Genomic DNA, 10,409 nt, shown 5'->3' with positions numbered 1-10,409 from the left:
ACGGCCACCGCCGGCAACGGCACCGCGGCCCCGACCCGGCCCGCCGCGCCGGCCGCCCCCGTCGCACCGGCCGCTCCCGCCAGGACGGTCGCTCCCACCGCGCCGCTGGCGAGGCCGACCGTCGCCCCGGCGGCGACGCCACCCGCGGCGGTCCGCCCGACCGGCGCGGCCGGCACGGAGGTCGGCCGGATCACCAGGCGGATCTCCCTGGACACCATGCCGTACCTGCTGGACCACTGCTTCTTCGTGCAGCCCGACGACTGGCCGGACCCGGAGGACCGGTGGCCGGTGGTGCCGGCGACCGCCCTGGTCGCCCACATGATGGAGGCGGTGGAGCAGCTCGTGCCCGGCGTCCCGGTGGTGGCGGTGCACGACGCGAAGTTCAACAGGTGGCTGATCGCCGAACCGGCCACCGACGTGGAGATCGTGGTCCGCACCGCCGGGGAGAACCGGTACGCGGTCGCCTTCGCCGGGTACGCCCGCGCGACGATCGAGGTCGGCACGGCGTACCCGACGCCGCCTCCGGTCTGGACCCACGACCCGGCCACCGAACGCCCGCCGACCCTCGGCGCCGCCGAGATGTACGCGGAACGGCTGATGTTCCACGGGCCGCAGTTCCAGGGCGTGACCGAGGTGCACGCGCTCGGCGACATGCACGTGCGGGGCATCGTCACCGCGCCGGTGCCGCCGGGGGCGCTGCTGGACAACGCCCTCCAGCTCATCGGCAACTGGCTGATCACCACCCAGCCGTTCCGCACGGTCGCGCTGCCGGTGGGGCTCGGTCAGGTGCGGTTCTACGGGCCGCCGCCGCCGGCCGGCCGGGCGTTCGAGTGCGTCGCCCGGGTCCGGGCCATCGACGACGGGAAACTCGTCGCCGACACCCAGCTCAGCTACCAGGGGCGGGTGTGGTCGGAGATCGAGGGCGCGGTGGACCGCCGGTTCGACAGCCACCCGCAGGCCCGGGTGGCGGAGCGGTTCCCCGAGCGGCATCCGATGTCGCTGTTGCAGCCCGAGGGCTGGACGATGGCGTTCGACTGCTGGACCGACCTGGTCACCCGGGGCATGGCCGCCCGGGGCATCCTCGGCGGGGCCGCCTACGCCGACTACGAGCGGCAGCCGGCCAAGACCCGCAAGCAGTGGATGCTGGGCCGGATCGCCGCCAAGGACGCGGTACGGGCCCGGCTGTGGGAGGACGGCCACACCGACATCTACCCGATCGAGCTGACCGTCGGCAACGACCCGGACGGCCGGCCGTGGGTGCGCGGACGGCCCGGTCGGGGGCTCGGCGACTGCGACGTCTCCCTGGCGCACTGCGCGGAGATCGGGGTGGCGATCGCCCGGCGTCGGGCGTCCGACGCGCCGGCCGGCGGCCCCGGGGTGGGCATCGACGTCGCGGAGGTCACCGACCACCCGGAGAGCACCCTCACCTTCGCCCTCACCCCGGCCGAGTTGACCCTGCTGGCCTCGCTGGCCGGCGGGAACGTCGAGGCCCGACGGCTGTGGTTCACCCGGTTCTGGGCCGCCAAGGAGGCGGTCGCCAAGGCCGAGGGCACCGGGCTGGACGGCTCACCGCGCCGGTTCCGGGTCTACTCGGCCACCGACTCGGGGCTGACCGTCGAGATCGGCGGTCGGGCGTACCGGGTCGGCCACCGGGACGTCGCCAACCCCGAGGACCTGCCGCCACGCCGGTACGTCGTCGCCTGGACCTGGGGGCCGGAGCCGGCACCCGCCACCCCGCCCGGGGTGTCCCGGCCGTGAGCCGGCACCCGGCACGCAGCACCGCCCAACCCATCCGATCAGCAGAAGGAGCAACGCCCATGGCCTCGGCCCAGGACACCATCCTCGCCGACCTCACCGAGATGATCGACGCCGTGCTGGGCGACTTCGCGGACGACCAGGTGGTCACCATGGACACCACGTTCTCCGAGGACCTGGGCATGGAGAGCATCGACGTCATCGCGCTCGCCGGCCGGCTCCAGACCCGTTACGGCGACACGGTCAACTTCGCCCACTTCGTCGCCAAGCTGGATCTGGACACCGTCCGGGAACTCAAGGTCGGGCAGCTCGTGAACCACATCGCCGAGTCGCTGGCGCAGGCCGACGAGGTCGGGGCGGGCAGCCGGTGACCATGGTCCGGGCGAACGGGATCACCCTGCACACGCAGCGGCTCGATCCCCCCGGTCCGGCCGTCGACGGCCGGACCGGGCCGACGCCGACCGCCGTGCTGATCCACGGTATGGCGTCGGACACCATGGCGAGCTGGTACTTCACCCTGGCCGAGCCGCTGTCCCGGGCCGGTTTCCCGACCGTCCTGTACGACCTGCGCGGTCACGGGCGCAGCGACCGTCCCGCCACCGGGTACGCCCTGGACGACTTCGTCGACGACCTGGCGGCGCTGCTGGCCGCCCTGGACGTCACCGGCCCGCTGCTGTTGCTGGGCAACTCGTTCGGCGGCACCATCGCCTTCGGGTACGCCGCCCGGCACCCGGAGCGGGTGGCCGGCATCGTGACTGTCGAGTCGGCGCCGCCGATCCCGGAGTGGATGCGTCGGGTCCGCGAGCGGCTCGCCCGCGTCGCCGCCCGGCTGCCCCGCGAGGGGGCGGTGACCGAGATCGGGGTGCGGCGGGGTCGGGTCGCCGCGCAACGCGCCGCCGAGACGCAGCGGATGCTCTCCGACACCACGCTGGAGCAGGAACTGCCGGCGAGTCCGCTGCCGCCCGCCGAGGCGTTGGCCGCGATCGGCTGCCCGGTGCTCTGCCTCTACGGCGGCGACTCGGCGGTGGTGGAGCTGGCCCCGGAGGTCCGCGCCCTGCTGCCGCAGACCCGGGTCGAGGTGCTGCCCGACCAGCGGCACACGGTGCTGATCGACCGGCCGCAGGAGGTCCGCCGGCTGGTCTTCGCCTGGCTCGCCGAGTCCTGCTCGCTCGACGTGACCCAATCCACCACCGCATGACGACGCGACATCCAGGAGGTCTTCCGATGGACACCCCGATCACCGGCCGGTCGATCATCATCAGCAACGGCCGGTGCGGTTCCACGCTGTTGTCCGACCTGATCCACGAGGAGCCGGGCACGCTGTCGGCCCAGGAGTTCTTCATGTCGGTGGCGCCGTGGGCCCGCAGCGCCGAGGTGATCAGTGGTGCCGAGTACTGGGAGGTGTTGTCCAGTCCCAAGGCGGAGCTGGCCACCCTGTTCCGGATCGGCCTGCCGCCGAAGGAGGTCCGCTACCCGGCGACGGGCCGCTGGGCCGACCGGCTGACCGAGCTGCCCCGGATCCTGGCGATCACCCTGTCGAAGCTCACCACCGATCCGGACGCGCTGTTCGACCAGCTCGCCGAGCGGGTGCCGCAGTTCCCCGACCAGGCCGTGACCCAGCACCACCGCGACTTCCTGGACCTGCTCGCCGTGCTGACCGGCAAGACCCGGTGGGTGGAGCGGTCGGGCGGCTCCAGCCACGTGGCGCCCTACCTGCTGCGGGGCTTTCCGGACTGCAAGTTCGTCTACCTGACCCGCAGCTGGGAGGACACCGCCCGGTCGATGAGCCGGCACTCGTCGTTCCAGCTCCTGCAACTGCGGGTGGAGTTCCTCGGCAAGTGCGGCCTGGACCCGTTCCGGATCGAGGACGACCAGGCGGTGCCGGAGGACCTCAAGCCGTACCTGCCGGACCGGCTGACCCCCGACGCGCTGCGCGAGCGGGGTGCGGACCTGCGCCGCTACCTCGGGTTGTGCGCGTTCATGAGCAGCCAGGCCGACCAGGCGCTGCGTGACGTGCCCCCGGATCACCTGCTGCGGATGTCCTACGAGGACCTGGTCGCCGACCCGGTGGCCGAGCTGACCGGCCTCGGCCGGTTCCTGGACTTCCCCGACCCGTCCGGGTGGGCCGAGCGGACGGCGTCGCGGGTCGTCGCCCCGGCCGCCCGGAAGTTGCCGGCCGCCGTCTGAGCGGCCCCTGTGTGTCCCTGCCCGCCCCGGGCCCGGTCCGCCGGGCCCGGGGGCGGGTGTCCGCCTTCCTTCGAAAGAGAGACTGTTGGTGAATCCACTCCGGTTCTCCGCACGGCGGTTGTCGACCGCCGTCGCCGTACTCGGGCTCGGGTCGGTGTTGGCGGTACCCTCGGCGGCGCTCGGTGCGCCACTCGACGCCGCCGACCCCGGCAGCGCGGCCAGCGTGGCCGGCGCGCAGCAGGCCAGCCCGCAACTGCTGGCCAAGGCCCAGCCGGACGAGTGCTTCGCCGGGATCGGCCTGCCGTATCCGGCCGGCCCGCCGTGCGCCACCGGCCAGGCCAAGGTCAACCAGGCGTACCTGTGGGGGATGACCCGGGTCGGCAAGACGCTGTGGTTCGGTACCGGAGCGAACGTCAACTGTCTGACCAGCGGGCGGGCGTTGCGCAACACCACGCCGACGGTCAACGACGACTGGGTCTGCGAGTACGGCGAGAGCCAGGTGGCCAAGCGCAACCCGCAGCTCCCGCCGATCCTCGGTGACCACCGGCAGCCGCGGCTGTACACCTACGACACCCGCGCCAACCGGCTGACCGAGAAGACCGACCTGGTGAAGGCGGCCTCCACCGAGGACGCGAACCGGTTGCAGACCACCGCGGGCATCCGGGCGGCCGGCAACTTCAACGGGGTGGCCCTGCTGGGCGGCCCGGCGCTGGGCACCAGCGTCAACCTGTTCGCCTTCGACACCGACACCGGCGCGTTCCTGGGTTCCCGCAACTTCCCGATGTACGGCAACATCAGGCACTTCACGGTGGCCGGTGACGCGCTGTACGCCGGGGTGGGCGTCGGGGCCAACGGCGGTGAGCGCGGCAACGTGCTGCGGTGGACGGGGAGCAAGTCCGACCCGTTCGCGTTCACGGTGGTGGCGAACCTGCCGGCGCAGGCCGCCGACCTCACCGTCCACCAGGGGCGGCTGTTCGTCACCACCTGGCCGGGTTCGGACGCCGAGCTGGCCGGGCCGACCGCCGGTTCCGCCGCGCCGACCACGAGCATCGCCGCGGTCTGGATGAGCCCGCCGCTGGCGTCGGGTGCCCCGGGACTGAACCCGGAGGACGCCGACGGCTGGCAGCAGGTGTGGAACGTGTCGTCCTACGAGCCGGACCCGGTGGTCGCCCGCGCCTACGCTCTGGGCGGACTGGCCTCCTACGGCGGGTTCCTCTACTGGGGCACGATGCACGTGCCGATGAAGGCGACCACCCTGCACATGACGACGTACCCGCCGGCGGACGACGCGGCGGCCCAGGCCACCATCCAGAACACCCAGCGGTCGATCAGCATCTACCGGGGACGCAACTTCGGCTCTCACTTCCAGAAGGTCGAGTTGCTGTACGGCGCGACCGAGCTGCCCGCGTACGACCCGGCGGCCAACGGTGGGGCCGGGGCGTGGGCGTTGCAGCCGACGCACCAGACGCCGAAGTTCGGGCCGCCCGGGTTCGGCAACCCGTACAACAACTACACCTGGAAGATGGTGGTGGCCGGCGGGAAGCTGTACGTCGGCACGATGGACTGGAGCTACCTGGCCAAGGAGCTGGGCAAGGAGACCGCCGCCGAGCTGGGTCTGTCGCCGGCGCTGGCCGACGACCTGGCCCGCGCGCCGATGGACGCGGCCGGGATGCGCGCGAGCGCCCTGCCGGAGGCGGTCTACGGCGGTGACCTGTACGCCTTCCCGTCACCGACGAAGGCGGCGACGACCGTGGACAACACCGGGTTGGGCAACTACCTGAACTACGGCATCCGCAACATGGTCGCCGACGGCCCGACCCTCTACCTGGGCATGGCGAACCCGATGAACCTGCGGGCCGACCCGACGGACGACGTCCCCGAGGGTGGTTGGGAGCTGATCCGGCTGCGGGGCTACTGAGCTGTCGGGACGTCGGCCCGGCGACAGTGTCGTCGCCGGGCCGGCGGCCCCGGCCCTGTACCGGCGCGGGCGGTGCCGCGTCCCCCTTGCCGAATCCTGGCGCGTCCCTGACGTTGCTCGAACATTCCCGGGCGAAAGTATTGATATGATGCATTTTACCGTTTTTCGCCCTGAAGTCGGGCGGCGTCGCACCGGCCGGTCCACGGCCCGGGTCGCGGGAACGCTCGCGCTGCTGCTCGCCCTGACCGCCCCGGCCGGCTGCAGTCCCCGCCGCGACCAGGCCGACTCCCCCACCGGTCCGGCGGCCGGCGCACCGTCCGGCGCCACCCGGCCGGCGGCGGACACGCCCGTCGGCAGCTCCACGCGCACCCTCACCGTGGACGGGCGGGAACGCAGCTACCGGCTCTACCGGCCGGCCTCGGCCGACCTGGGCAAGCCGGTCCCGCTGGTGGTGATGCTGCACGGCGCGGCCGGCACCGGCGAGCAGGCCGAGCAGGCGTACGGCTGGACCGGCCAGGCCGACCGGGACGGGTTCCTGGTGCTGTTCCCGGACGGGCTGAACCGGGCCTGGGCCGTCGGTCCACAGTGCTGCGGAGCGCCCGCCCGCGACGGCGTCGACGACGTCGCGTTCATCACCGAACTGGTCGCCGCGGTCGGCCGGGAACTGCCTGTCGACCCGGCCCGCAGGTACGTCACCGGGATCTCCAACGGCGGGCTGCTGGCGTACAAGCTGGTCTGCGACACCACGGTCTTCGCCGCGATCGGCGCGGTGGCGAGCACGCTGACCGGGCAGTGCGCCGACCCGAAACCGGTGTCGGTGCTGCACATCCACGGCCAGCAGGACCAGACCATGCCGTACGGCGGCGGGCCCGGCCGGCGGGACAACGGCGGCACCGGACGTAACCCGGTGAAGATCGACGGCCCGCCCACCCCCGAGCTGGCCGCCCGGTGGCGCAGCATCGACTCCTGCGGCGCGCCGAAGGTGACCACCGACGGGCCGGTCACCAGGTCCACCGCGAGCTGCCCCCAGGGCCGCGCCGTCGAGCTGATCACCGTCGCCGGCGCGGGACACCAGTGGCCGGGCGGCCGACCCAACCCGCCCCGGGCGGAGAAGCTGCTCGACCTCGATCCCCCCTCCACCGCGCTGAACGCCACCGACACCATCTGGCGGTTCTTCGCCGCGCACCCCCAGCCCTCCGGCGGCTGACGGCACCGCCGCCGGCCCCGTCGGCACCCGCACCCCTTCAGGACAGGAGTTGAGATGCCCAGCAGAGACGGGCCGGCCGTGGTCGAGGTCGACGACCTCGTCAAGCGCTACCCCCGCACCGACACCAACGCGGTCGACGGGCTGTCGTTCACCGTCGCGCCGGGCGAGATCTTCGGGCTGTTCGGGCCGAACGGGGCCGGCAAGTCCACCACCGTCGGCATCCTGACCACCCGGTTGCGGGCCACCGGGGGCCGGGCCGTGGTCTGCGGGGTCGACGTCGGCCGGGACCCGGCCGCCGCCCGCGCCCACCTGGCCGTGGTGCCCCAGCACAACAACCTGGACCGGGCGCTGACCCCCCGCCAGAACCTCGTCTACCACGCCACCTACCACGGGGTACGGCGACGGGAGGCGCACGCCCGCGCGGCGGAGCTGCTGGACCGGTTCGGCCTCACCGAGCGGGCCGACCGGCGGATCGAGGCGTACTCGGGCGGGATGGCGCAGCGGTTGATGATCGCCCGCGCGCTGACCCACGAGCCGGCGGTGCTCTTCCTCGACGAGCCGACCAACGCCCTCGACCCGCAGACCCGGCTGCTGATCTGGGGGCAGCTTCGGCAGCTCCGCGAGCGCGGGGTGGCGATCGTGCTGACCACCCACGCGATGAACGAGGCGGCCCGGGTGGTCGACCGGGTCGGCATCGTCGACCACGGCCGGCTGCTCACCCTGGACACCCCGACCGCCCTGGTCCGGGGCCTGGCCGGGGACGCGCTGCTCGACCTCACGGTCACCCCGGCCGGCGGGGACGACCCGGACGCGCTCTGCGCCGCCCTGGGCGAGCTGCCCGGCGTACGCAAGGCGGAGCGGGTGGCGACGCCGACCGTGCCGGCCGGTGGGCGGCCGGGCGGCGGTGCGGCCGGGCTGGCCGGGGTCGGGGCGGGCGGCGCCGGGATGCTGGCCGCGCTCGCCGCCGGTGGTGGACGGCCCGGCGCCGGCCGGCTGGCCGCCCTGGCCGGGGCGGGCCTGCTCGGGCGCGGCGGCGGGGCGGCCGGCAACGGCGGTCGCGGCCGGCTGCGCATCCGCCTGCACCTGGCCGGCGATCCCGCCACGCTGCTCGGTCCGGCGGTGACCGTGCTCACCGCCCGCTCGGCGGCGGTCAACGCCGTCGACGTCGGCGAACCCAGCCTGGAGGACGTCTTCATCGAACTCACCGGAAGGCAACCGAGGTGACCGCTCTCGACACCCCGACCCCGCTGCGCCCGACGGCCACGCCACCCTCCCGGCCCGGGACCGGGCGGGTGTTCGCCGCGGTGCTGCGCCGCGACCTGATGGTCACCGGCCGGGAACTCTGGGTCATCCTGGTCCAGGTCGGGCTGACGCCGCTGTTCATGCTGTTCGTCTTCGACACCGTGCTGGGCAGCCAGGGCCTCGTCGGGCGCGGTTTCGCCGACGTGTTCCTGCCCGGCATCATCGCCCTGGCCGCCCTCACCACCGCGTTGCAGAGCGTCGCCCTGCCGCTGGTGAAGGAGTTCGGCTTCACCATGGAGATCGAGGACCGGTTGATGGCACCCCTGCCGACCGGGTACGTCGCGATCGGCAAGCTGGTGATCGCCACCATCCGGGGGCTGCTCGCGGCCGTGCTGATCTATCCGCTCGGCGCGCTGATGGTCGGTTCCGCGCCGTGGCGGCCAGCGGGGCTGCCGCTGGCGTTCGTGGTGGCGCTGCTCGGAGCGTGGATCGGCGGGGCGATCGGGATGAGCCTGGCCACCACCCTGCCGGTGCAGCGGATCAACGTGACCTTCTCGGTGATCCTCACCCCGATCATCTGGACCGGCTGCATCCACTACCCGTGGCCCCGGCTGTCGTCGGTGCCCTGGTACCAGGTGGTCACCGCGCTCAACCCGATGACGTACGTCTCGGAGGGGGTGCGCGGGGCGCTGCTGCCCGGCGTGCCGCACCTGCCGGCATGGGTGTGCCTGACCGTGCTGACCGGGGTGGCCGTCGTCCTGACCTGGGTCAGCGTCCGCTGCTTCACCCGCCGGGCGATCCAGTGACCACCCGCACCCCCACCGCCCGCGTACCCGACAGGTCGAGGAGTTGCCATGGTTGACCCCACCATCGCCGAATCCGACGTGGCGCTCGCCCGCCGGCTCGCCGCCGACGCCGGTGAGCTGCTGCTGCGGGTACGCGCCGACCTCGGCCACGGCGACCCCGCCGGGTTGAAAGCCGCCGGTGACCGGGCCGCCCACGACCTGCTGCGGGCCGAGCTGGCCCGGTGCCGGCCGGCCGACGCGGTGCTCTCCGAGGAGGACGCGGGTTCCCGGCTGGTGGACACCGGCGACGGGGTGTCCCGGCGGACCGCCGAGCGGGTGTGGATCGTCGACCCGCTGGACGGCACCCGGGAGTTCTCCGAGCAGGGGCGTGCCGACTGGGCGGTGCACGTGGCGCTCTGGGCCCGCGACGCGGCGACCCCGCACGGGCTGGTCGCCGGTGCGGTCGCGTTGCCGGCGCAGGGCCGGGTGCTGACCACCGACGTCGCCGACGCGCTGCCGGCCGCGCCCTCCCCGTCCGACGGGGTGATCCGGCTGGCGGCCAGCCGCAGCCGTCCCCCCGCGTTCCTGGCCGCGCTGGCCGGGGAGGTCGGCGCGGAGCTGGTGCCGATGGGTTCGGCGGGGGCGAAGATCGCGGCGGTGGTGACCGGTGACGTGGACGCCTACATCCACGCGGGCGGCCAGTACGAGTGGGACTCCGCCGCGCCGGTGGCGGTGGCCACCGCCGCCGGGTTCCACGCCTCCCGCATCGACGGTTCCGCGCTGACCTACAACGAGGCGGACCCCCGGCTGCCGGACCTGCTGGTCTGTCGCGGCGAGCTGGCCGTGCCGCTGCTCGCCGCGCTGCGGCGGCAACTGGCCGGCACGGCGGTCACCTCCGGTTCCCCCGTCCCCCACCCCGGAAAGGACCCGCGATGAGCAGCGGATCGGCTGCGTACCAGGTCTCCCAGCTCGACGAGTTGGAGGCGGAGAGCATCTTCGTGATGCGTGAGGTGGTCGCCGAGATGGAGCGGCCGGTGCTGCTCTTCTCCGGTGGCAAGGACTCGATCGTGATGTTGCGGCTGGCGCAGAAGGCGTTCGCGCCGGCCGGCATCCCGTTCCCGGTGATGCACGTGGACACCGGGCACAACTTCCCGGAGGTGCTCGACTACCGCGACCGCCGGGTGACCGAGCTGAACCTGCACCTGATCGTGGCGAGCGTGCCGGAGGCGCTGACCCGGGGCCTGGTCCGTGAGTCGGGTGACGGGATGCGGAACCGGATCCAGACGCCTGTGTTGTTGGACGCGGTGGAGAAGCA

General features: G+C 73.6%; 10 protein-coding genes. All 10 read left to right on the top strand.

What is annotated here, in order from left to right; all coding sequences use genetic code 11:
• A partial coding sequence (locus B5D80_RS32025; RefSeq protein WP_158224286.1) for a 4'-phosphopantetheinyl transferase superfamily protein occupies positions 1–1,758 on the top strand: 1,758 nt, incomplete at its 5' end.
• 59 nt (positions 1,759–1,817) lie between these two features.
• Positions 1,818–2,126, top strand: a complete 309-nt coding sequence (locus B5D80_RS32020) for an acyl carrier protein (RefSeq protein ID WP_088647663.1) — start codon at positions 1,818–1,820, stop codon at positions 2,124–2,126.
• Positions 2,127–2,128: 2 nt separating this feature from the next.
• Positions 2,129–2,953 carry an alpha/beta fold hydrolase gene (locus B5D80_RS32015; protein WP_245855110.1) on the top strand — a complete coding sequence of 275 codons (825 nt, stop codon included), beginning with the start codon at positions 2,129–2,131 and terminating at the stop codon, positions 2,951–2,953.
• 26 nt (positions 2,954–2,979) lie between these two features.
• The gene (locus B5D80_RS32010; RefSeq protein ID WP_088647661.1) at positions 2,980–3,942 is read left to right on the top strand and encodes a sulfotransferase domain-containing protein; all 963 of its coding nucleotides are present in this window, start codon (positions 2,980–2,982) and stop codon (positions 3,940–3,942) included.
• 88 nt (positions 3,943–4,030) lie between these two features.
• Positions 4,031–5,860 (top strand): hypothetical protein, encoded by a 1,830-nt coding sequence (locus B5D80_RS32005; protein ID WP_245855112.1) that lies wholly within the window; start codon positions 4,031–4,033, stop codon positions 5,858–5,860.
• A 148-nt stretch (positions 5,861–6,008) separates the two neighbouring features.
• Complete coding sequence (locus B5D80_RS32000) at positions 6,009–7,067, top strand: extracellular catalytic domain type 1 short-chain-length polyhydroxyalkanoate depolymerase (RefSeq protein ID WP_169733136.1); 1,059 nt, start codon at positions 6,009–6,011, stop codon at positions 7,065–7,067.
• Between the two features lie 54 nt (positions 7,068–7,121).
• A complete protein-coding gene (locus tag B5D80_RS31995; protein WP_088647659.1) occupies positions 7,122–8,291 on the top strand; it encodes an ABC transporter ATP-binding protein in 1,170 nt (389 codons plus the stop codon).
• Positions 8,288–9,115, top strand: coding sequence for an ABC transporter permease (locus B5D80_RS31990; RefSeq protein WP_240762851.1), 828 nt, complete (start codon positions 8,288–8,290; stop codon positions 9,113–9,115). The genes B5D80_RS31995 and B5D80_RS31990 overlap by 4 nt, the downstream gene beginning before the upstream one ends.
• A gap of 48 nt (positions 9,116–9,163) precedes the next feature.
• Positions 9,164–10,030, top strand: a complete 867-nt coding sequence (locus tag B5D80_RS31985) for a 3'(2'),5'-bisphosphate nucleotidase CysQ (RefSeq protein WP_088647658.1) — start codon at positions 9,164–9,166, stop codon at positions 10,028–10,030.
• The coding region (locus tag B5D80_RS31980; protein WP_158224285.1) for a phosphoadenosine phosphosulfate reductase domain-containing protein at positions 10,027–10,409 on the top strand (383 nt) is incomplete at its 3' end. The genes B5D80_RS31985 and B5D80_RS31980, both read left to right, overlap by 4 nt.

This window comes from Micromonospora wenchangensis (assembly GCF_002210435.1).
In the GTDB taxonomy this organism is placed as follows: Bacteria; Actinomycetota; Actinomycetes; order Mycobacteriales; family Micromonosporaceae; genus Micromonospora; species Micromonospora wenchangensis.
Note: the sequence above shows the minus strand (reverse complement) of the source record. Positions and strands in the feature narration are given on the sequence as shown.

Excerpts from the sequence above, each read along its gene's own strand:
- B5D80_RS32015 (WP_245855110.1), top strand. The coding sequence starts at position 2,129 with ATGGTCCGGGCGAACGGGATCACCCTGCACACGCAGCGGCTCGATCCC.
- B5D80_RS32000 (WP_169733136.1), top strand. The coding sequence starts at position 6,009 with ATGCATTTTACCGTTTTTCGCCCTGAAGTCGGGCGGCGTCGCACCGGC.
- B5D80_RS31995 (WP_088647659.1), top strand. The coding sequence starts at position 7,122 with ATGCCCAGCAGAGACGGGCCGGCCGTGGTCGAGGTCGACGACCTCGTC.
- B5D80_RS32020 (WP_088647663.1), top strand. The coding sequence starts at position 1,818 with ATGGCCTCGGCCCAGGACACCATCCTCGCCGACCTCACCGAGATGATC.
- B5D80_RS31985 (WP_088647658.1), top strand. The coding sequence starts at position 9,164 with ATGGTTGACCCCACCATCGCCGAATCCGACGTGGCGCTCGCCCGCCGG.
- B5D80_RS32010 (WP_088647661.1), top strand. The coding sequence starts at position 2,980 with ATGGACACCCCGATCACCGGCCGGTCGATCATCATCAGCAACGGCCGG.